Below are 24873 nucleotides of genomic sequence, written 5' to 3' on the forward strand. Positions count from 1 at the left end.
CTGGTTCCAGGCTGGCCGGTGCGTTGCGTCGTATTCGTTTCGCATCACCTGCTGCTTTGGAAGGCTCCGCATGCATTCGCTTCTCCGCCCCCGGTTGAATTCGCGCCGCGCTTTGCTTCTCGTCGGCGCAAGCACGGTCGCGATTGCGGTCAGTTCGGGAGCCCATGCCCGCCCGTTCGGCTCATGGGGCGCGAACACCGCAGCCACGCAAGCGGCGACCGCTGCGGCGCAGGCCGCGGCCCAGCAGGCGCAACAGGCAGCGCAGAACACGCAAGCGTCGATGGCGCGCGCGGCGCAGGCGATCCAGGCCTTGCGGGCGGCGCAGAGCGCGGCGCGCGGTCTCGCGGCGAGCGCGCCGACTTCGATCCCGAACGGTCTGAACATCGGCGGACTGGTGCCGAGCAGCGGCCTCGCCGCGCCCGGCGTCGCCAATCCAGTCACCAATTGGGTCGGCGCCAACACCCCGACGCAAACGACGAGCAACGGCCAGACCACGGTCAATATCGAGCAGACGCAGTCGCAGGCGGTGTTGAACTGGCAGTCGTTCAACGTCGGCAGGGACACCACGGTCAACTTCAACCAGCAGGGCAACGCGAGCTGGGCCGCGCTCAACCGGGTCGCGTCGAACGCCTCGCCGAGCCAGATCATGGGTACGATCAAGGCCGACGGCGCGGTCTACCTGATCAACCAGAACGGCATCATCTTCAGCGGCACCAGCCAGATCAACGTCCACACCCTGATCGCCTCGACGCTGGATCTGTCGTCGAAGCTCAGCGCCACCAACTACCAGGGCTTCCTGCAGAACGGGCTGTTCTCGCTGCTCAGCGACGTGCCGCAGGCGGCCGGTGTCACCGGCTCGGGGGCCGCGATCTTCAATCAAGGCAGCGGCACGGGCAAGGTCATCGTCCAGCCCGGTGCCATCATCGACACCAGCGCCAAGATCACCTCCACCGGCGACGGCGGCTATGTGGCGCTGCTCGCCGACGGCGGCGTCAGCAATGCCGGCCGCATCACCACCCAGAACGGCCAGATCATCCTCGCCTCGGACAGCTCCGTCTACCTGGTCACGCCGCCTTCGAACTACGTTGGAACCAGGACCGCGATGCAAGTGGTGGCCGGCGGTGGCGCCGTGACCAACGAGGCCGGCGGCCTGCTCGTCTCCAATGACGGCGCGGCGACGCTCTCGGGCGGCGCGATCAACCAACTCGGCGGCATCGTCGCCACCACCGCCACCACGCGCACCGGCTCGATCAGCCTGAGCACGGTCTGCCCGCAAGGCGGCTGCGCGAGTGGCGCGAGCGGCGACATCGTGCTCGGAGCATCAAGCCTGACCGCGATCCTGCCGGACGAGACCAGCGGCACGCTGCCGACCGCAACAGCGAATTCCTCAGTCACGGTCAACGGCAGCAACAGTGCGTCGCCGTATTTCCAGGCGGTACTGCAGCCGACGATCAATATCCAGGCGATAGGCAGTGTCGACGTGCAGGGCAGCGGCGCTGGCGGCGCCGGCGCGCTGATCAAGGCGCCGGGCGCTGCGCTGACGATCGGCGCCGGCATCGACGGCACGGTCCTGCTCGAGAAAGGCAGCACCATCGATCTCTCCGGCATCGCCGGCGTGACGCTGCCGATGTCGGTCAACCAGCTCAGCATCACGATCACCTCCGCCGAGGTGGCCGACAGTCCGCTCGCCAAGAGCCTCATCGGCAAAACCGTGCTGATCGATGCTCGGGTCGGCTCGCCCATCATCGACGTGGACGGCTATATCGGGCTGATCCCCCAGAGCATCCAGCAGATCCTCACCGCCGGCGGTAGCTTCACGACGTCGGGCCGCAACGTCGTGCAACAGCCGGGTGCGGTGATCGATGTCTCGGCCGGTTATGTGCAGTACACCGGCGGCGTCATCACCACCACCCGCCTGCTCGGCGCCAACGGGCGCATTTACGACATCGGCAGCGCCGATCCCAACGTCGCCTATCTCGGCCTCGCCAACGGCTTCACCGTCCTGCACAAGGTCAACGGCACCGTCGATCCGAGGCTGACCGAAATCTATTCCAATCCGTTCGGCGGCGGCAGCTACTCGCACTACGAGGCGGCCTACATCGCCGGCGCGGATGCCGGCTCCGTCACCGTGGCCGCCGTCAACCCGATCGTCAACAACATCATCGGCAATGCGGTCGCCGGCACCCGCCAGCGCGCGGGCTTGGACAAGATGCCGAGCGGTGCGTCGCTGAGCATCACCTTCGCAAAGCCGTCGACCGATGCCACCAGCTTCAACCCGAACAACGTGGTGCTGCAGTCGCAGGCGGATGCGGGAGCGGACCCGTATGGCCTGAGCGGCCTCAGCTTCACCAATGCGTCCACCTGGTCGCCGACGCTCGCCAACGGCGTGTTCTCGATTTTCACCGACGTGCTCTCCAATGCGTCGCTCGGCAGTGTGACGATCACGGGCGCGCACCAGCTCGACATGGCGACCAATGCCGTCCTGTCGGTGCGCCCCGGCGGCAGCATCACCCTCGACGGTGTTGGCACCATCGACGGCACGCTGAGCGCATCCGCCGGCAAGATCAGCCTCACCGGCTTCACCTATGCCGTCAACAATCCGCAATCGCCACCGACGCCGGCGCTGGTGATTGGCTCGAACGCGGTGCTCAACGTGCGCGGCCGCTGGGTCAACGACACCGGCCTGTTGTCGGATCAGCTCGAGGGCCAGGCTTTCATCAACGGCGGCAGCGTGAGCATCTCGACGCTCGCGGCCGGCAACGCGTCGGACAGCGGTGACGGCACCTTCGTCGACGTCACCCAGAGCATCGTGCTGGCGCCCGGCAGCATCATCGACGTGTCCGGAGGTGGCTATGTCGACACCACCGGCAAGCTCAGGACCGGGTCCGACGGCCTGCCGGTCGGAAAGGGCGGCAGCCTGGCGCTTCAGACATACACGTCGAAGAGTGGGGGCAACCGGTGGGTTCTTTTCAGCAATGACCCGCAGGCCCCGGCTAACGCGTATAACTTCCTTCCGACGGGGACTAATCATCCCGATCAAGCCAATGTGCTGTTTGGCGGCACCATCTATGCGGGAGGCTTCGACGGCGGCGGCACGCTGACCCTGCAGGTGCCGACCATTGTCATCGACGGCGCGGCGGCAGAGGCCACGTCCTATGTGTCGAGCGCGACAGCCGCCAGGGTCGGGTCGTCCGCCGCGGGCTTCGCCGTGTCGGATGCCCGTACCGGCCAGCTGGTTCTGTCACCCTCATTCTTCACCAGCGGCGGTTTCTCGCAGTATACCTTGAATGATGTTTATGGCGGAACCACAGTCACCGCCGGCACGCAGGTGGTGCTGCAGCAGCCGACGGTCGTGCCACCCACAGGCGGTGTCGTGCAGATCCCGACCGGCGTGCCGATGCGCGATTTTGCGTCCGCGGGGCTGCTGCCGGACGGCTTGCGTAAGCCGCTCAGCCTGACATTGAACGGGACCAGCGTTGTCATCGACAGCGGCGCCGCCATTGTGGCCGATCCGCGGGCCACCGTCAGCCTGGTCGGGGGGAATGCAATCGTCGTTGGACCCAACAACATCACGTCTGCGTTGGGCGACGTCACCGTCCTCGGCAGCATCGTTGCGCCCGGCGGCGCCATCAATGTGTTCGGCGAGGTCTCGATCGGCTCCAGCGCCGTGCTCGATGTCGGCGGCGTGTTCGTGCCCAATCCGCGGGTTGTCGCGTATTCCACCGGCGCGCTGCTCGATGGCGGCACCGTCACGCTCGGCGGCAACACCGTGGTGGTGCGGCCGGGCGCGCAGTTCAATCTGCAGGGCGCGGCCGTCGCCGCGGAGAGCAACCTGATCCAGCAGCCGCAGGGCGGGCTCGCGCCGCGTCTGGTCGGGCAGGCGGCCTGGAGCAATGGCGGCAAGCTGCAACTCGTGGGCTCCAGCCTCTATTTTGCCGGCAGCATCGATGCAGCCGGCGGCGCGCCGCTGGCGACGGGCGGCAGCCTGACCATCGGCGATGTCGCCATCCCCAGCGCGGTCGCGAGCCTCCTGCCGGTGGCGGTCCTCAACCTGCCCGACGCGATTGTCATCGAGCCGGCCGGCCGTGTCGCGGCGAACCTGCCCGCGCCCAGCGCATCGCCCACGGCTGGCGCTTTCATCGGCGCCGACACGCTCAGCAACAGCGGCTTCGATTCCGTGACCCTGAATGCCCGTGCCGCCGTCGCGTTCGCCGGTTCGGTCGATGTGACAATCCCCGGCGCGCTGACCCTGCGCGCGGACAACGGACATGTCGTGCTGTTGCCGGCGGGCACCGGGCTGCTGCCGTCGGGCATCGACTTCGCCAATCCGGCGACCTTTGCGCCGGCCTGCGGGACGGGGTGCACGATCCCCGGCATCGGCGGCACCACCGTGAACCTGAACGCCGGCTATGTCCGCGTTGTCGGAGACACCCCGAACCAGAGTGGTAGCTTCCGCAGCCCGACCCTTGCCGACGGCACACTGAATGTCTCGGCGCAATGGATCGATCTGCAGGGCGGGATCGCGCTCGACAACATCGCCACCGCCGGCTTCGCCAGCACGTCCGCCATCCGGCTGCTGCCGGATAGTTATGGCTTTGTCACCAGCAGCAACGGCTCCGGACGGCCGACCTCCGGCGGGGCGCTGGTCGCGCCGGGCAACCTCACGCTCAAGGCGGCCGAGATCTATCCGGTCAGCAACACCGACTTCGTCCTGATGTCGACCGGCAAGCTCGACAGCGCCAGCACCATCACCATCGCGCAGAACGGGACACCGACAGCGCCGCTCTCGGCCGGCGGCGGCATCCTGCTCAGCGCGCGGGTCATCGAGCAGGGCGGCACGCTCTGGGCGCCGCTCGGCAGCATCATCCTGGGCGTGCGAACGGGCAGCGATGTCCCGACCCAGTTCGCCAGTGCGCTTTCCGGCGTCGGCCTTGGCGGTCTCCTTGCCCCGAGCGCGTTCACTGCGACGAAGAGCGTGACGTTGGCCGCCGGCAGCCTGACCTCGGTCTCGGCGGCGGGTCTCGTCATTCCCGACGGCTACACCGTCGACGGCACCACCTGGTACCAGGGTTCTCCCACTGACAGCAATCGCACCAACAACGCGCCGCCCGTGCTGTCAGCGCCGCCGAGCAAATCCATCAGCCTGTTCGGCGACCGTGTGACCACCAGCGAAGGCGCCGTGCTGGACCTGAACGGCGGCGGCGACATCTATGCCACCGAATTCGTCGGCGGCACCGGCGGCACCCGCAATGTGCTGACGACCTACCAGCAGAACCTCGCGACCGGCGCCGTCACACCGCAATACGACGACGGGCGCCAGGTCTATGCCCTGGTCCCGACCTATCAGGCCGCGGTCGCGGCCTATGATCCCAACTTCGCCTATAAGCCTTATTATTCCGGCGCGAGCGCATCGAGCGGCGGGGCATTCCCCAACGCAATCGCGCCGGGTCAGTCGGTGACCATCGGGCCCGGCAGCAGCATCCCGGCCGGCACCTATACGCTGCTGCCCGGCATGTATGCGACGCTGCCCGGGGCCTACCGCGTGGTGCAGGTGGCTGGGAACGTCAACCCGAACACGCCGGTGAACTTCACCAGCCCCGACGGCTCGCAGTATGTCACCGGCAAGCTCGGCAATGCGCTCACCGGCACGCAATCGTCACAGACCGCCATGTTCCAGCTGCAGTCGCAGGCGGTGTGGTCGCAATACTCGCGCATCGACATCACTTCGGGCACCACCTTCTTCCGCAACCAGGCGCTCGCCGCGGGCAAGGCCCCGCCGCCATTGCCGATCGACGGCGGCGTACTGCTGCTCGGCGCGAACACCTCGCTTGACCTTGCCGGCACCAACCGCTTCGCGCCGGGGACCAGCGCTCTCGCGCCGGGCCTGGTCGGCGGCGGCGGCCAGGTCCAGATCGGCGGCGAGAATATTCTGGTCGCGGTACGCGAGGCCAATGGAGAGCTTCCGACCCGGAACGGCTATCTCGTGCTCGACGTCGACCAGATCAGCGATCTCGGCGCGTCCTCGGTGATGATCGGCGGCACCGCGAAGATCGTCGACGGCGTGCAGAACATCACCGCGACCGCGCTCAATCTCGAGATTGACAACGATGCGGCGCATCCGCTCACCGGGCCGGAGCTGTTGCTGGTCTCGCTCGCCGGCGGCCGCGGCGTCGTGGTCGGCGACGGCAGCGTTGTCCAGGCGATCGGGACGGTGCCGGCCGGCACCAGCCGCGACATCAGCTTCGGCGCCGATCCTGTCGCGCAGTACAATTCTCAGGGAGTTCTGACTGGATACACCGCAGGCATCACCGGCGACGGTTCGCTGTTGCGCGTCTCCAACGGCACCGTCGTGAACGTCACGCGGTTCTTCGTGCCGGGACAATACACCGGTCCCGGCACGCCGCCGAGCAGCTCCGTGCCGCGGGGCGCGTTCTCCGTCGGCGCCGGTGCGATCATCGACGGCGGCAACGCGCTGACGCTGGACACCAGCGGCAGCGGCACGCTCGCGTCCAACGCAATTTTGAGAGCAGCGAACTATGACATCGCCGGCTCGGTCATCAACATCGGCGGCGGCTCGTCCGGCATCGTGCTGAACGATGCGGTGCTCGCGAACTTCAACGACGCGGTCTCGGTGCGCCTGCGCAGCGCGACGGTGATCAATCTCTATGACGCGGGCGGCCTGCGGATCGGCGATCCCTCCCATCCCATCGGCACGCTGACCTTCGACGGCGCGGGGCTCTACAGCGAGGGCGGCAGCACCACGGTCAGCGCCACCAACATTACGCTTGCCAACAGCCGCGGCGCCACCGGCAACGGCATCCTCGGGACCGGCGGCACGCTGACGCTGAACGCCACGGGAACCATCACCGAGGATCTCGGCGCCAAGAGCCTTGCCGGCTTCGGCCAGATCAATTTCAATGCCGGCCAGGCCATTGCCTTCAGCGGCAGCGGCAGCCTCGATACCGGCCCGGTCGCGGCCGCGGCGCTGACCTTCAACGTCGGCGGCGCCGTGATCACCAGCGGTGGTTCCGGTTACCTCAACAGCATCCCCGACGTCGTCATCTCTGGCGGCGGTGGCTCCGGGGCAACGGCGACCGCGTTGATGGGCGTGGCCGGCTTTACAGTTTTCTACGGTGGTTCCGGCTACAGCAACGGCGATGTTGTCACGGTCCTCGGAACAGACGCCAACGGAAACCAGGTAAAGGCCACCGGCACGGCCGTCGTCGATTCCAACGGCACGATCACCAGCGTCAGGCTCATCTCCTCCGGGTCCGGCTTCCCCGTTTCTTTCTACGACTCCCTCACTATCGATAGCCTGACAGGCGATGGCAGTGCTTCCATCGACGTTTCGTCGTACAGTGTCACCGGTGTGACCATCACCAATCCGGGGGCAGGCTACACCAGCATGCCCACATTCTCCTTCATCGATAATAGTGGCAGCGGCGGGAGCGGCGCGGCGGCGAAGGCTCTGGTCAACGCCACCGCCATCACCGTCACCGGTGGGGGGGGCGGCTATGTCAGTGCGCCGACCGTGACCATCAGCGGCGGCGGCGGATCGCAGACCACGGCCACCGCGTCGGTGTCCGGCCTGGTCGTCTCCGGGCTGAATCTCACCCAGGCCGGCACCGGCTATTCCAGCCTCCCGACCATCACTTTCTCCGGCGGCGGCGCCAGGTCGGCGAACATGCTGCTGTCCGCCCCCGTGATCGTGGTCAACGGCGGCGCGACCCAATCGGTCCTGACCTCAGGCAATGTGACGCTCGCCACCGGCGCGGGGACCGCGCCGGCCGGCGTCGCCACCAACATCGGCGGCGCGCTCGCCGTCAGCGGCGGCTCGATCACCGACAACGCCACCATCCGCGCGCTGTCCGGCAATGTCACCCTCGCTGCGACCGCGGGCGATGTCGTGCTCGGTGCGGGGGCTTTCATCGATGCCTCCGGCTCGCGCATCACCGTCCTCGATCTCGCCCAGGATGCGCCAGGCGGCAATGTGCGGCTGGTGTCGGCCACAGGCAACGTGACCATCAATCCCGGCGCCACCGTGAGCTTGGCTGCGGCCGGCAACGGCTTTGCCGGATCGCTGTCGGTCGTGGCCGCGAACACGGCGACCCTCGACGGCACGCTTGACGGCCATGCCGCCTTCAAGGATCTCGGCGGCGATTTCACGCTCGAGGCCGACCGCCTGGGTGGATCTCGTGTGCTGCCGCTGGGAGCGGGCTTCAGCAGCAGCTTCACGGTGCGGCTCGGCGGCGGCGACATCACCGTCGCCGCCGGCCAGACCCTGTCGTCCGACAAGGTGCTGCTGGTTGCGAACAACGGCAGCGTGATCGTGGACGGCACCATCGACGCCAGCGGATCGACCGGCGGCGAAATCGCGCTCTATGGCGCCGGCAGGATCGTCAATGGCTCGACCACCGGCGAAGGCGGCGTGAGGATCGGCGCGACCGCGGTTCTCAATGCCTCGTACGTGGCCGACGATCCCCGCGATCCGCTGTATTCCAACGGCACGTCCGCTCTGGTGCATAAGGGCGGCACCATCACCCTCGGCACCACGGGCACGCCGGACAAGGATGGCACCGGTACGATCACCCTGAACGCCACCCACGGCTACCAGAACGTGACCACATCGGGCGCCATTAGCGTCGCCGACGGCGCCATCTTCAATGTCAGCGGCGGCCCCGGCGGCGCCAACATCGACAACACCGGCGGCTCGGTGATCATCCGCGCGCCGATCCTGACCAGCGGCGGCGTCAATGTCGACTTCAAGGGCACCGTCATCACCAATGCCGACGCGTTGGGCAACGCAAGCGGCGGCGGCGTGGTGCTCAACGCCTATGCCGTGTGGAGCACCACCGACGGCTGCTCCCTGATCCCCGGCGGTTGCAGCACTGTCACCACGGTTGCGGCCTACAACGCGCTGACGCCGGAGCAGCAGGCACAGCTCCGGCAGCATTTCGACGGCATCATCGATCCCGCCGGATTCTTCGACGCCACCCTGACCAACGGCAAGCCGACCCAGCTCATCTTTGCCGCCGACGGCCTCTATCCCATCTCGACGATCGACCGGCCGGCGGAGGGGGCCTACATGCCCCATGTCGAGTTCTACCAGAACACGCTGCTGGGCTTCGTCAACAATCCGTTCAACGCGGATGCCGTGAAGGCGAGTTTCGCCGGGGCCAAGCTGCAGATCGCGGGATCCAGCGCTCCCGCGGTGGCGTTGTCGTCGACGTCCATGCTGCACCTGCGGCCCGGGATCGATCTCGTCAATCCCAGCTCGACCATCAACAACGGCAACATCACCGTCGCCAGCAACTGGAATTTCGGTGCCGGTGCGCCTCTTGGTGGCGCCGGCACCACGCTCTACTATCGCACGGGGGCGGGCGAGCCCGGCACGCTGGCGCTGCGTGCGCTCAACAACGTGCAGATCAACGCCACCATCAGCGACGGCTTCTATCAGCCGGTTGCAGGAACGCCGAGCAACGCGGCGGAGGCCTACGCACTGGAAACCGCAACGGCCGCCTATGCCGCCTATGAAGGTCTGTTCCAGGGCGACCTGCTGTTGTTCAAGGCTGATGCCGTTGGATTCCCGCCCGCCCCCTCGCTGGGGGACGCGGCGTTTTTCGGCCTCGATGGCACAACCGAGAACCTCAATCTGTTCAATTCACTGCAGTTCCACCTGCAGAAGCCGGCTCTCATCAGCGACGATCCAAACCTGCCTGGCGATCCGATCCTGCGCGCGCAGGTGATTGATCAGTATAACCAGTTCTATATTCAGTACGTGGACATGTATCACGCCTACCAGGTGGAGATCGTGCAGGGCAATACGAATGCTGCCACCATAACAGGGACACCGGCTGGAAGAGGCGCGTATTTCACTTATGCCGATGTATCGAGGGTGCTGCGGACCAATTTCTTCGTGACGGCGGTCCTCCCTCCATCCATCCCGGTGGCGCCGACCAAGGAGGTGAATCCCTACCTTTATTACAACATCAATGGCGCTGCAGCGGGGGCCGATTACGCATCGTTGTGGCAGAACTACTTCTTTGATGTCATCGATGCAAATTTGCAAAACAACGGCCGGCTTATATCTGGAGCGCCGCGCTCGCTGGACGCAGCCTTGAACGGCAAGCCGCGAACCCTTGACAATGTCGCGGGGATTGATGCTCAGTTCTGCTTGGCCTGCTTTGCGGTCACGCCGCCGTCCGCGCCGCTGGCCTATCTCACGCTGTTCGCTGATACATATGCGCCCATGCCCCCGCCGACGTTGCCGTTGCCGTCGGCGCTGCCACCGGCTAACCAGATCGCCAACAATCCGGCGATCTATCTGGGCATGCCGGTCTACAACACCACGGCGGCCATCGCGCTGATGCCGGTGGGCCTCGGCGGCAGCAAGGGCTCGTTCTCCTACGACTTCGTCGCCGGGGCGACCTTCAGGTCTGACGACACGCCCTCGGTCGATCCGAATGCGGTGATCCCGGTGTCGTCGCTGCCGCCGACCGTCACGGGGAATGTCACCATCGACGGGCATACGTCGTACAAGAATGTTTTGATGCCGACGCCCGATCCCTTCGGCAACCCCTCGAATTTGATCATCAACATCCCGACGCTGGTGCGCACCGGCACCGGCTCCATCACCATCGCGGCCGCCGGCAATGTCGAACTGCTCGACCAGGTGGCGCCCGGCGCGGTCTACACCGCCGGCGCAGCCACTGCGACGCCTGGGGACTTCAAGGCGCCGACATTGCCGAGGGCCTATACGGATACGCCGAACGGCCTCGTCAGCACCCCGGCGTGGGCCACCGGCGGTGGCGCGGTGACCGTCACCGCCGGCGGATCGATCATCGGCATCGAGATGCCGACCGACACCGACGGCAGTCAGACCGGGGTCGTCGGTGCCGCCACGGGACAGATGTGGAGCGACTGGTATATCCATTACGGCGTGTCGAACGGCAGCAGCGCGACGCCGTTTGCGGACTGCGCGGCCGCAGGATCGATTGCCTGCCAGACCGCGGCCTGGATCAACTACGCCACCTTCTTCCAGGGCTTCGGCGCGCTGGGCGGTGGCAACATCACGCTCTCGGCGGGCGCCGACATCGTCGACGTCGGCGCATCACTGCCGGAGACACTGGTGGTCGGCGGCGGCCTTACCGCGGCAAACGCGAAGGCGACCTACTATGGCGGCGGCAACCTCAGCCTGACTGCCGGCGGTGATCTCCTGAGCAGCAATTTCCTGGTCGGCCGCGGCACCGGCGTGATCCGGGTCGGCGGGGCGGTGCAGGCCACCACCAGCAATCCGCTCAACGGGGGCAGGCCGACCAGGGCGATCACGACGGACAACACCCTTGGAGTCACCGGCTCGTACGCGCTGCCGCTGCTGCTCGCGGTGCAGGACGGCTTCATCACCCTGAGCGCGCGTGGCTCGGTGACGCTCGGCAATGTCTACGATCCCGCCGCGTTGCCACTCAATGCGACGGTGCGGACCCCGTCCCAATACCTGCCCGGCACGGCTGGCGAATCCAATTCCATCTGGAGCAACCTGTTCACCAGCTATGGTCCCGGCAGCGGCATTTCGCTGACCAGCGTCACCGGCGATGTGACGGCGCTGACGGTGGCGCCGGCGGCGAGCACCGGGCTGTTCGCGGGCAAGGCGCCCAACCTGAACTTGCTTTCCAGCACGATCGGCCTGCTGCTGCCCGCCACGCTCGATCTGGCGGCGCTCAGCGGCAGCATCGTCTTCAACAGCGGCACCACGTCCATCGACGGCATCGGAAACGCCAACCTGGTGCCGTATCCGACCCTGAGCGGAGACAGCACCGGGACCATCAATTTGGTCGCCGCCGGCTCCATCGACCTCGGGGCGGGCCTGACGATGCCTGACATCATCAACGGGACCGCGCAGTATATCCACGCGAATTCATTAGAACTGGACTACGGCAACTACATCAGTCCGCTCGGGGGACCGCTCCCCATTCTGACCCAGGCATTGCACGCGAACGATTCCAACCCGGTCGTCATCGCGGCCGGCCAGGATATCGATGCCACCGGCACGGCGGGTAACCCGGCAGTTCTGAAACTGATCAAGCCGGCGCGGATCGAGGCGGGGAACAATATCTACGCGGCGACCGCCCCGTCGGGGGCGCCTGCGACCACCGGCAGCGGCGCTCAACTGAAGCCGTTTGTTTTCATCGGCCAGAACAACAACGCCTCCGACATCACCAGCATCGCCGCCGGCAATGATTTTGTCGGCGGTTCCTATGTCCTCTACGGGCCCGGCACCTTCGTGCTGCAGGCCGGCCATGACCTCGGGCCGTTCACGCCGTCGGTGTACGAGCCGTCGCAAACCTCTGGCATTGCCACGCTCGGCAACGGCAGCGCGCTCGGCAATACGTTCGGAAGTACGTTCGGCAACGCGGACCCCGTGAAGCCTTACCTGCCGGCGCAGGGCGCAGAGATCGACGTGCTGTTCGGCGTCAAGCCCGGCATCGATTATGCTGCGGCGATCAGCCAGTATATCGATCCGGCCCGTGCCGGCACCGGCGGCATCGACTTTCTCGCCGGCATTGCCGCCGCCCTCGGGCAGCCGCGCGGCGAGGCCTGGACCACCTTCCAGGGCCTGTCGCCGGCGCGCCAGCGCCTGCTGGTCAACCGCGCCTTCCTGGATTTCGTCATCCAGGTGGGGAAGGACTACAAGAATCCGTCGAGCCCCTATTTCGGGCAGTACGCCCGCGCCTATACCGCGATCTCCACCCTGTTCCCGGCGGGCCTGGGCTACACCGACAACAGGCTGAGCGTCGACGGCAATGCCGCGCCGAAGATCGCGACCGGCAAGCTCAACATCGCCGCCTCCGTGCTGGAGACCCAGATGGGCGGCGACATCAACATCGTCGGCCCGGGCGGCGGCATCACCGTCGGCCACGCCTCGCTCGACATCCTCCGGCCGAACCAGGAAGGCATCCTCACCCTCGGCGGCGGCAGCATCCGCGCCTTCGCCGACGATTCCATCCTGGTCAACCAGAGCCGCATCATGACCCAGCAGGGCGGCGACATCGGCCTGTTCGTCGCCAATGGCGACATCAACGCCGGCTCGGGGCCGAAGACCTATGTCTCGAGTCCGGCTGTCAGCGTGATCTGCACGGTCGTCGGCTACTGCTACACCAATCCGCAGGGCTTGATCACCGGCGCCGGTATCGCCGCCCTGGTCACGCTGCCGGGCCAGGATCCGACCAGGAGCAACGTCACCCTGGTCGCGCCACGCGGCACCATCGATCTCGGCGCCGCGGGCATCCGCGGCAATGACATCACGCTGGTGGCGCAGGTCGTGCTCAATTCCTTCAACATCCAGTCCACCGGCACCGTGACGGGCCTCGCGTTCACCCCGCCGCCCAACACCGCGTTGGCGGCCGTCAACAACAACGCGACCGCCGCTACGCAACAGGCCGGCCAGCCCGGGCCGGCCAAGCCGAACGATCAGCCCTCCATCGTCATCGTCGAGGTGGTGGGCTATGGCGGCAGCGGCGGCGATGGCGAGACGCCGAGCAGTAGCGGAAGTGGCGGTAATCAGGGCACGCCGAACACCAGCGACGACGACAGGCGTCGCCGGGGCGAAGCGCAGGAGTAGTTCAGCGCGTTTGGGGCGCCACCTTTTCGGATCATGCTTTAAGCGAGATCGCCGGGACAAGCCCGGCGACGCGAGAGTTCGGTGGGGGCCAGCCCGCGACGCCGAAGTAGGGAGAAGACCTGTCATGACCTCAGCCCAGCCAACACCGCCCGCGCCGTCAGCTCCATACGCCGACTCCGACCCGCTGACGGCGCTGCTTGCGCCCGAACGCCTCACCGCCGTGGTCGATATCGGCGCCAACCCGGTCGGTGCCGACCCGCCGTACAAGACCATGCTCGAGAGGCGCCTGTGCCGCCTCTACGGCTTCGAGCCGCAGCGCGCGGCGCTGGCCGAACTGAACGCCCGCAAGAGCGAGTTGGAGACCTATCTGCCCTATGTCGTCGGCAACGGCGAGCAGGCCCGCCTGCGCGAATGCTTCGCATCGGGCATGACGAGCCTGCTGGAGCCCGACCCGCACATGCTCAAGCATTTTCCGGGCTTCATCGAGTGGGGGCGGGTCGTCGCCGACTCCAGGATGGCAACCCGCAAACTCGACGATGTCAGCGAAATCGAGGCGATGGATTTCCTCAAGATCGACGTGCAGGGCTCGGAGCTTGCGATCTTCCAGAATGGGCAGCGGCGCCTGGCCGAGGCGGCTGTCATCCAGACCGAAGTCTCGTTTGTCCCGCTGTACAAGAAACAGCCGGTGTTCGGCGAGATCGACCTGGAACTGCGCGGCCAGGGCTTCATTCCGCACGCCCTGACCGAGTTCAACCGGCGCATGATCTGGCCGTTGCACGGCACCGATCCATTTGCGGCGATCCATCAGTTGGTCGAAGCCGACGCGGTGTATGTCCGCGATTTTACCCGGCCCGACACGATGAGCGACGAGCAGCTCAGGCATCTCGCCCTGGTGGCCCATCACTGCTACGGCTCCCATGATCTCGCGGCTATCTGCATCCAGCATCTGATCCATCGCAAGACGTTGGAGCCGGAAGCGGGCAGCCGTTATTTCGACATGATCCGCACCACCCGCGGCGGCAGCACGGTCCGCGACGCTGGCGCGGCGGAGCCGGCGAAGGTGTGAGGGGCGAGGGGTCTCTACAAATTCAGTGTCATCGTCCGGCTTGACCGGACGATCCAGTAAACGCCGAGTTCAGTAATAGAAATGAAGCGGTACGACGTGGACAATCGTACGTCTTGGTTCGCCGTGATCTCAATCATGGGTACTCTCGGTTACTGGATCGCCCGGTCCTTCGGCCGGGCGATGACACCGGTGGGGATGATGCGCGCGCGATAAGAAGTCGAAGCACTTCTGCAAACTCTGCGTAACAACGAAAAACGGCCGGCCTCATCGAGGACCCGGCCGTTGCCGTTTGTTGTCGCTGCGATCGTGATCCGCTGATCTCTCACCGGATCACGATCTCATATGCTTCCTTACTTCGCGCCGCCGGTGACGCCCTGACAGCCGTCGATCTGCGCACCCGACGGGTTGTACGCCGCGATCGCGCTCGGCAGGCCGCCCGCAACGCTCGTCGTCAGGTAGACGCTCAGGGCGTTGGTCGCCCATGCGGGGTCGAGTTCGTGGAAGCCGTTGTTGCGGATGACCTTCGCGACGTTCGGATCATACCCCGGTGAGTTGGCATTCGACGTCGCCGGATTGTAGGCCGGCAGCGCGTCGATCGATCCGCCGAACAGCCAGGCCATCCAGTTCTTCAGGACGGGCACCCGCGTGCCGGTGGCATCGCTGTAGCAACTGTAGACGTTGATGTAGCTCGCACCCGTGAGCGGATAGACATTCTCCGCCACGAGCGGGACGCCGATCACGGACAGATCGCTGTAGTCGACGCCGCCAATCACGGTTCCAGCAGCGTAGCGTTGCCCGTAGATATTCCAGCCATTGTAGCCGCCATCAAGCGCCGGAGGCGTCAGGCTGCTGAACGCCTGAGCGGTGCTGTCCGGCGTCGGGGGCACGAAGTTTTGACCCGACTGGCCCGGATGATAGACGCCGAGGAGGCGCTGCACTTCGTTCTGAACGCTGGCCGACAATGGAGCCGGGCCGGAGAGCATGACGCCGGCGACTTCCTCGGTCACGGTCGTCGCATAGGGCTGGGTGAAGTCGGCGCTGAGATAGCCGATCCGGCCGGCGAGAAGCGAGCCGGTTCCGATCTTGAGCGCCTGCTGGTTGGCGCCCTCGGCGTTGATCCAGCGCGGATCGGGCCGCTCGGAATCGTCGTCCACATCGTACGTATCGTTGTGGTCGTGATCGGCCTCGCCCTTCACCGCCTTGATGTTTTTGAGCAGGTTGCGGAACTTGCTCGAGGGCAGGTTGGCGGTGGTGGCGCCGTCGACGCCGACGCCGGTGAAGATCTTCTTGTAGTTGTAGGTGCCGGTCGGGTCGAGCAGCGGGCAGAGGTCGGCGAGATAGTTGGTCAGGATGTAGCTCGTGCCGGCGTCGTCGGAGCGGTAGACCACCTTGATGGGCAGGCGGCGGCTGGTATAGCTGACCGGGGTCAGGGTGCCGTTGGTGTTGTCGTCATAGAAGTGCTGGAACTGCTGCACACCGTTCTCGTCGAGATAGGGGATCAGGGTCGAGGTGTCGTTCCAGTCCGTCACCGTGGCCGAGAAGATCGCGCAGAGCTGCGCCGAGGAGAGCTGGATCGCGCCGCCGGCCTGGGTGTTCGGCGACAGCGCCGACTGGTTGGTCCAGGTCGCGCCAGTGAGGGAGTTCGCGGTGTTGACCGCGATGGCGACGGGCACTGCCATGGCCGGGATCTGGATCGGCGTGCCGACGGCCGCGGTGTTGAAGCTCACCGCCGTGCTGGTCTTCGCCGCGATCAAGAGGGTATTCTGCCAGTTGGTCGTCGGCAGGAAGCTGCCGAACGAGATCGTGGTCAGGCCGGCGACGGGGCTCGCCAGCGGCATGTCGCTGGCGGCGAAGTCGAGCCGCGGATACGGATAGCTCGAGAAATTGGCGTTGGCCGTGTCGCGATACGGCGGCTTTGCGGAGGGCTTGCGCACCAGCGCCGGCGCCGAGTCCGGGCTGCCGCGGAACAGCTGTTTCGGATCGTTGGCGATGTAGGCGCGCTGGCCATTGCCGGCGCCGACGGCGGCGAACAGGCCCTCGACCGTGGTCGAGAACTGCGTGCAGCTTGTCGGCAGCTGGTTCGGGCTCGGCGGCGAGAAGGTGAAGCCCGGCGAGAAGGTCTGGCCGTCATTGGCGAGGGTGGCGCCCTCGTAGCAGTCGAAGATCTGCCGCAGCGCCAGCGATGGCAGCGTGCTGCCGCCGCCGTAGAGGCCGGTCTGGGCCGCGGCCGGCTGCGCCGCGCCGATCACGGCGACGGCCGACAGCACGACCAGCGAGGTCGAGCCCAGCAGGCGCCCGGCAAAGGATCTCTTAGTCATCTTTATGCTCCCTGTTTCACGATGTGACGCGGCGTCGCGCGACCCGCCCATGGCCTCGGGACCGGAAAAGATCTTGTTCGATGCGGTGAAATGGATGGTGATGAAGAAGACCTTCGGGGAAGTCAGCAGGACCATGGGGCAGCAAGACGCGCAGGACCAGGCGGCCCTCCGCGCCGTATCGACAACGACGCCAGTGCAGTGCTCACATCCCTAAGACAATTTGAATCGATCCAAGGCGCAGCGATTTTCGCCTTATTTTTAGGGGTGCGCGACGTTTTCGCGGTGCTTGCGCAGTCGTCGTGTCGTTGTCATGTCCGCACTTTTTTCTCGTTGTTGCCGGGCTCGTCCTCAGCGACTTCGGCTTCGCCGAAGTCGCTGAAACAACCCCGATCAGGGAAGCAGTGCGTTTGACATCGTGATCATGGACTCAGTGCGTCCGTAAGCGAGGTCACCGGGACAAGCCCGGTGGCGACGAATAGAGAGTTAGAAGGCCTAACTAGAGGACAGTCGCGCACAAAAAACCGGGCGCCTCGATCGAGGCGCCCGGCTGAGTTTGTCGTTGAACGTCGTCGACGTTGGCTTACAGCGCGCCGTCGGCGCTGGCGCAGTTGGTGCCGGCTGTGCCGCCCGCGGCGATTCGTTCGGCGCTGGAGGGGCTCAGGTACTTGTTCCTGATGATGGTCGCGTAGGAGGCCGGCACCGGGTTGAACCCGACGTTCTGGATCACGCCCGTGAGCAAGGGGTTGCTGGCAGCGTAGTGCCAGGTCAGGTAGTTCGTCAGACTGGTGACGCGATTGACGGGGTCGGTGGGTTGCTCTCCCGCCGGGAGTTTGTAGCAGCTATAGAGGAACATGAACGCGGTGCCGCTGAGCGGATAGGCGTTCGCCCTGTTGGTGAGCGGCAGCACAGACTTGCCGGTCACGCTCACACCGCCCTGGGTCACCGAGCCGAAGACGTTGTTGTAGATGTTGAAGTCAACCCAGGTCCAGGTCGTCGCCGGCACCCGCAGTCTGGTGTCGGTCCACGCGTTGAGGGCACCGGCCGGTGTCGGCGCGATGAACTCCAGGGTTGTAGGTGTCGTGTTGTCCGGAACATAGATGCCGGCGATGCGCAGCTGTTCGTTCTGCAGCGCTGCCGAATACGGTGCTGTGACGGTCCCCCCCGCCGCGGTCGGGACGTTGGTGGTGTAGGGCTGGGAGAAGTCGGCGCTGACGTATCCGATCCGGCCCGAGTTGGTTGCGTCGGTGCTGACATTGGATGCCACGTTGCCGCTTCCCGTTTGGGCGATCCACTGCGACGTGACGGCCGAGTTGTTGATGTTGGCGATCAGGGTCGCAAAGCTCGTGCTCGGAAGGTTCGTGGCGCCGAAGATCGTCGCATACGTGGAGGAGATCTGCGGGCAGACGGCCTTGAGATAGTTGGTCAGGATGAAGCTCGTGCCGCTGCCGTCCCCGCGATACACGACCCTGATGGTCTTGGAGGTCGCCGAGTAAGGCTGCGCCACGCCCGAAGGGTCTTTGTTGGCGTCGTTGAAGGCCCCGAGCTGTGGCGTGCCGGCGCTGTCGAGGTATGGGACCTTGTTGGGAGTGGTGTCGTTCCAATCCGTCACCAGGCCCGAGAAGATCGCACACATCTGCGCCGTGGTGAGCTGGATGGCGGCGCCTTGGTTGGCTTGGGTGCCTGGCGTGGTGCCCGCGCCTGTGACCGCCGAGTAGACGCTGCTTATTGTTGTTGTTCCGCTAACGGTGGTCATCCCGTTCGTGTTGACGACGATCGCGACGTTGACCTCGAACGCCGGAACCTGGATCGGCGCGCCATAGGTGGTGGGGTTATAGGCAACAGCCGTCGAGGTGCCCACGGTGATAGCGGGGGCCACGCCGCCGGTGGTCGACCAGCTTTGCGCCGGGGTGAAGGTGAACGACACCGTCGTAAGGGTCGTGGCACCGGTGGCAATCGCCAGCGGCGAATCCGACATGCCGACGTCGACACGCGGATACGGATAGCTGCCGAAGATCGTCGCCGGAGAGCCCGTATTCGAATAGTCGATGATCGGCGGCTTGGCCGCCGGCAGGAACATGGTGGTGATCGTCGACGTCATCACCGAGCCTGCGGTCACTGAGCCGCTATACCACTGCTGCGGGTTGTTGGCGATGAAGCCGCGGGTGCCGTTGCCGGAGCCGACGCCGGCATACAGGCCGTTCACCACCGTACTCACGGTGCAGGTGGTCGGCAGATGGCCCGGTGCCGGGAAGCCGCCAAACTGGTAGCCGTCGTTGGCCGTGGCGCCGAACCCGAAGCCGACGGTGCCGCCCGTGTAGCAGTCGAGAATCTGCCGGAAGGCTTCCGAGGCGAGCGTGCTGCCGGCGAAGTAGATCGGCTTGGTGGCCGAGGAGGCGCCCGCGTTCGCGGGCACGGTGGCCGACGAGGCGAGCAGCGCGAGCACCGACGCGGTGCCGAGCAGGTATTTGGACGATTGCATTTTCATGTCTCAGGTCCTGTGGGGTTTGGTTTGTAACCAGCGGCGCGCGTCGTCATCCCGTCGTCACGAGAGTGCAAAGTAATGTTCAAGATTTGATGAAGTAATATTATGCATATCTGTCACAGTCACAGCGATGACGTATGAAGATTGCAAGTCACTCACGCGTCGAAGTTATGTCTCCGTCGTCGATGATTGGCTAACATCTAATAGACAACGTGAGCCTTGACCTCGCGCAGAGAAAATTTTGAGTCAGGTGTGGAAAAATAACTTGGCAATACTCTGATAAATGATCTATGGAATCCCGACCTGATGACCGTCTTCCGGCGGTGCCATCGACGCGGGAATTGTTTCAAGCGAGGCCTCCCACATGGAAGACAATTCAGGCGGGCGCCTCGCGATACGCGTGGAGCATGGCGGCCATGCAATTCTGGCACGGCCGGTGCCGTCACCATCCGCCGCAAGATCGCCCGCAATCAACGGAGGCGAGCGTCCGTCCGCCAATCTGCGGCGCGCACAGGAGCTGCACCAGCAGGGCGTCGCGCATGGGCAGCAGGATCGTTGGCGTCAGGCGTTGCGCGCATTCAACGAGGCGGCGCGGCTCGCGCCCGACCAGTCCGCCTTCAACTACTGCAAGGGTGTGGCGCTGTGCCGGCTCGATCGCTTCGACGACGCGCGCGAGGCGTTCATGGCGGAACTCAGGGTGACGCCGACCCACGCGCCGGCGCTGACCGAGATCGGCACGTGTCTGGCGCGCACCGGGCGCACCCGGGATGGTATCCCCTATCTTCAGGAAGGGCTGCGCCTGCTGCCCAACATGCCGCTCGCGCAATACAGTCTCGGTCTTGCGCTGCTCACCGAGAACCGGCGCAGTGAGGCGCTCGCGGCGCTCGACAAGGCGATCGAGCTCGATGCGGGCTACGTGGAGGCCTATCGCACACGCGGTCTCGCCTATGTGATGGACGGTCAGTTCGACAAGGCGGTCGACGATCTCCGCGCCGCCTCCACGCTCGACAGCCAGAACTACAAGGCGATCATCGAGCTCGGCGTGAATTTCGGGCTGGCGGTGCGCGACAAGCAGGCGGGGCGGCTGTTCGAACTCGCCGCCGACAGCGCTCCGACCGTGGCTCTGCCGCAGTACATGTACGGTCAATTCCTGATCAATCACCGCCAGTTCGAGCGTGGCTTGAGTTATGTCGATCGCGCGCTCGCACTCGATCCGCTGCAGGGCGAGCATCATGTCGCCCGCGGTTTCGGATTGCTCGGGCAGGGCCGCATCGAGGACGCTGTCGCTGCCTATCGGCGGGCGGGCGAGCTCGATCCTGCCAACCCCGGCTTCGCCGGAACGCTGCTGTTCGCGCTCCAGCACAAGCCCGGCGTCACGCGCGACGAGCTCTTGCACGCCCACAGGCGGTGGGCGACGCTGTATCGGCCGACCGCGCCCATGGATCGGCTGGCGTTTCCGAACACGCCGGATCCGACGCGCAAGCCGCGACTTGGCCTGGTGTCGGCGGATATGCATCGTCACGCCGTGTCGTTCCTGGTCCTGCGCGCGTTCGAGGCGCTCGCCGCGCTCGGCTACGAGATTTGCTGCTACAAGACCGACAGCAAGCGGCAGGACGACGATTTCAGCGAACGCTACAAGGAGATCTCGGTCTCCTGGCGCGATGTGTCCGGGATGGACGGGCCGGCGCTGGGGCAGCAGATCCTCGATGATCGGATCGATATCCTGTTCGATCTCGCCGGCCACACCGCCGGCAACCGCCTGTCGCTGTTCGCCACGCGCGCGGCGCCGATCCAGCTCGGCTGGGCCGGCTATGTCGGCACCGTCGGGCTCGACACCTATGACGGCCTGATCGCCGATCCGGTGGAAATTCCGCCGGAGCATGACGCGAGTTATATCGAGCGTCCGATCCGCCTGCCGGACTGCTACGTCTGCTATCATCCGCCCGAGAAAGCCCCCGAGGTGCTGCCGCTGCCGAGCGCGAATGGCGGCCGCTTCACATTCGGCTGCTTCAACCGGCCGGCGAAGCTCAACAGCGAGGTCGGCAAGGCCTGGGCGCGGATTCTCGAGCAGGTGCCGGATTCGCGAATCCTCATGGTCTATGGCGGACTCGGCGAGGCGAGCACGCGCGACGCCATCTACAACGTGCTCGGCCAGGGCGGCGTGCCACGCGAGCGTGTCGAGCTTGTGGGCGAAGCCGAGCAGCCGAAGATCTTGCAGGCCTATTGCGACGTCGACCTCGCGCTCGATCCGTTCCCCTATTCGGCGGGCGTGACCACGCTTGAGGCGATGTGGATGGGCGTTCCGACCGTGACCTTCGTCGGCGACACGTTCGCCGGCCGCCACTCCGCGGCCCACCTGACCGCAGCCGGGCTCGGCAGCTTCTGCACGACCAGCATCGACGACTACGTCGCCATGGCGGTCGACTGGACCCGCCGGCGTGACGAACTCGCCGACCTGCGCTCCGGTTTGCGCGCCCGCGTCGCCGCGTCCCCCCTGTGCGACGCGCCGCGCTTTGCCGACAACCTCTCACGCGAACTGATGCGGCTGTGGACCGAATGGTGCGAGGCCAAGACCGCGCGGGGCGCGGCTTAGGACAATTTACTCGTCGTCACCGGGCTTGACCTCTGCGACTCGGCGAAGCCGAGTCGCAGAGGTGACCCCGCTTAGGGGCGCACTGCCTTCCTGATCGGGATGGCCGGGACGAGCCCGGCCATGACGAAAAAAAGTGGACAAGCTGAAAGAAGGACCGTGCCGATGTTGAAAGCAGCGAGCGGCGAGGCGCTGGCGTTGGGGGCTTCGATGCTGAAACATGCGTCGGCCGAACGGCGGGTGGAATTCATCCAGACCGTCATGAACCGCGGCCTCGATCTCTATCAGAGCGGCCAGTTCGACAGCGCCGAGGTCTTGTTCGAGACCGTGGCATCGGAACCCACCGCGCGGCCGCGGGTCCAGCTCATCCGCGGCGTAATCGCGCTGCAACGCGGCGAGGATGAACGGGCGCTGGACTTGCTCGAGGAGTCGATCCAGCTCAACCCGGCTGATAGCGAGGCGCACGCCAATCTCGGTCTGCTGCTTCTCAAGGTGCGCCAGCATCCGCAGGCACTGGCCGCGTACGCCGCCGCGCTGACGTTGCAGCCGAACAATATCGCGGCGCTGTTTGGTCTCGCCCGTGCGCTGACGACCCTGGATCTGATGGATTTCGCCCACGACGCGTTCCGCGACACGCTGGCGTGCGCGCCCGACTATGCCGACCCCGTGGTCGACTTTGCCGTTCTGCTCAACGATATGGGCCGAAGGGACGAGGCGGTCGTGCTGCTGCAAGACGCGCTTGCACGGCATCCCGAGCACGCAAAGCTGCACGTGATGCTGTTCATCTGCCTGTTCGTCCGTGGCGACTGGCGGGCGGCGTGGCCGCACAACGAGTGGCGGCTCAAGGAACCGGAAGTCAGCAAGCATCTGTTGCCGACCGACCGGCCATGCTGGCAGGGCGAGGATCTCGCCGGCAAGACGATCCTGCTGCAATCCGAGCAGGGCTTCGGGGACACCATCCAGTTCGTGCGCTATGCGCCGATGATCAAGGCGCGCGGCGGCCGGGTGATCCTGCGTGTGCAAGGGCCCTTGCTGCCGCTGATGCGAACGGTCGACGGCATCGACGACGTCTTCGATACCGAGGAAGAGGCAGCGGCGTTTGATGTGCATGTGCCGCTCATGTCGTTGCCGCTGATCTTTGGAACGCAAAGCGATGCAGTTCCTGCGACGGTTCCCTACATCACGCCTGATCCGGACCTGGTCGCGCGGTGGCGCAAGCGGCTCAATGATAGCCTTGGCGCCCACTCCGGTCTTTCCGTCGGCCTGGTCTGGCAGGGCAATCCGGCACACCCCTACGACTGGCGCCGCTCGTTGCGGCTCGATCGCCTGCGGCCCTTGTTCGACTGCCCGGGCACGCGCTTTGTCAGCCTGCAGGTCGGGCCCGGACAGAACCAGCTGACCGAGTTCGATATTGGCATCGTCAATGCCGGTGCACAAATCGACGCCACATCGTTCGCCGATGCCGCGGCGATCATTGCCAATCTCGATCTCGTCATCTCCATCGACAGCGCCATTGCCCATTTGGCCGGTGCGATGGGCAAGCCGGTCTGGATTCTGCTCGCCAAAGGCAGCGACTGGCGCTGGCTCAGGGATCGTGACGATACACCCTGGTATCCGCAGGCGCGGCTGTTTCGGCAGGCCGAAGCGGGCGATTGGGGCGATGTGGTCGAGCGAGTGCGTGCGGAAATGTGGTCAACAGCCGGCGCCGCAGTGCCACTGTCGCAGGAGAGGATCGCGCTGCCACGTGCATCGGATGCGGTCCTCTGCGATGCGCTGTTCGTTGAGGGCTGTCGCCAACAGAAGGTAGGCAATCTTGGTCGTGCGAAGAAGCTGTTCGAGCATGTTCTTTCCCTTGATCCCGAGCATGGGAACACGCTGTGCAATCTCGGTGCGCTGGAGCTCGGTTCGGGCGACGGAGAGCTCGCACTCAGGCGGCTGCAGGTGGCGGTGAGGTTGGCTCCTGATCTCGCCCTGGCACGGACACTGCTGGCCGACGCGTTGATGGCCGCTCAGAAGACGGAACAATCGCTTGCCCAGTATCGCAAGGCGATCGAGCTCGCACCTACCAACGCGGATGCCCACGCCGCCTATGCCAGCGCCCTGCGCAAGCTGGGAGATGGCGAGCAGGCGGATATGCATGCCGATACGGCAAGGCGCCTGATCCATGAGCATTACAGCAAGGCGCTGGAACTTGCCCCCAATGATGACGCGTTGCACGCCGCATACGCCCTCGCGCTGTGCGAGCTCGGTGACATCGACAACGCCATGATGCATTTTCTGGCGGCGACCAAGATCAATCAGCAACAATCGGCGGAGTTCTACGAGGCGCTTGGGCGCGCCTGTGCCGCGCGCGGCAACTCGCAGGGCGCGGAAATCAGCCTGAAACATGCGCTTGCACTCGATCCGCAGCGTGTTACCGCCCATTGCGCGCTTGGCGATCTTTATTGTGTGCTCGATCGCCCCGACGATGCAGAGACCAGTTTCCGCGGAGCGCTGAGCATCGATGCGGGAAGTGCCGTGGCCTTGCGTGGCATCGAACGTGTGCAGACGTCGCACCGGACCATGGCCATCAACGGCATGTCGTGACATGCGCTTCGTTGCGAACGATCGCAGTCACGCTCGCGCAGAAGCTTGCACCGCCGACGGTATTTGCGGATGTACGATCATCGCCCCAACGAGCGCGGCATTCTTGCCGCTCGTTTCGTGCGCAAGAAATCAAACGTGTGTCATTGACTGTTGCGTAGTGCGTCACGAAACCAGCACGCGTTATGGTTTCATTTCCATGTCATCAACCTTGGC

6 protein-coding genes are annotated in these 24873 nt (G+C 65.6%); 4 read left to right on the plus strand and 2 right to left on the minus strand.

All coding sequences use genetic code 11. The features are described 5' to 3' along the window. The first annotated feature begins 70 nt into the window (after positions 1 to 70). Entirely contained in the window at positions 71 to 13618 is a 13548-nt protein-coding gene (locus tag ACZYOF_RS10300) for a filamentous haemagglutinin family protein (protein WP_463715691.1), read from the plus strand. Between the two features lie 124 nt (positions 13619 to 13742). Continuing rightward, positions 13743 to 14684: an FkbM family methyltransferase gene (locus ACZYOF_RS10305; RefSeq protein ID WP_463715692.1), complete on the plus strand. Its 942-nt coding sequence runs from the start codon at positions 13743 to 13745 to the stop codon at positions 14682 to 14684. A gap of 350 nt (positions 14685 to 15034) precedes the next feature. Here the strand turns inward: ACZYOF_RS10305 and ACZYOF_RS10310 are convergent, their stop codons facing one another. Both ACZYOF_RS10310 and ACZYOF_RS10315 read right to left on the minus strand, forming a co-directional pair. Next, positions 15035 to 17002, minus strand: coding sequence for a substrate-binding domain-containing protein (locus ACZYOF_RS10310; RefSeq protein ID WP_463715693.1), 1968 nt, complete (start codon positions 17000 to 17002; stop codon positions 15035 to 15037). Between the two features lie 580 nt (positions 17003 to 17582). Next, positions 17583 to 19487: a substrate-binding domain-containing protein gene (locus tag ACZYOF_RS10315; protein ID WP_463715694.1), complete on the minus strand. Its 1905-nt coding sequence runs from the start codon at positions 19485 to 19487 to the stop codon at positions 17583 to 17585. Between the two features lie 361 nt (positions 19488 to 19848). Between ACZYOF_RS10315 and ACZYOF_RS10320 the strand changes: the two genes are divergently transcribed. Then, positions 19849 to 22077 carry an O-linked N-acetylglucosamine transferase, SPINDLY family protein gene (locus ACZYOF_RS10320; RefSeq protein WP_463715695.1) on the plus strand — a complete coding sequence of 743 codons (2229 nt, stop codon included), beginning with the start codon at positions 19849 to 19851 and terminating at the stop codon, positions 22075 to 22077. 162 nt (positions 22078 to 22239) lie between these two features. Then, a complete protein-coding gene (locus tag ACZYOF_RS10325) occupies positions 22240 to 24660 on the plus strand; it encodes a tetratricopeptide repeat protein (RefSeq protein ID WP_463715696.1) in 2421 nt (806 codons plus the stop codon). Positions 24661 to 24873 lie beyond the last annotated feature (213 nt).

The sequence above is a fragment of the Bradyrhizobium sp. LeoA1Lang genome, assembly GCF_055413685.1.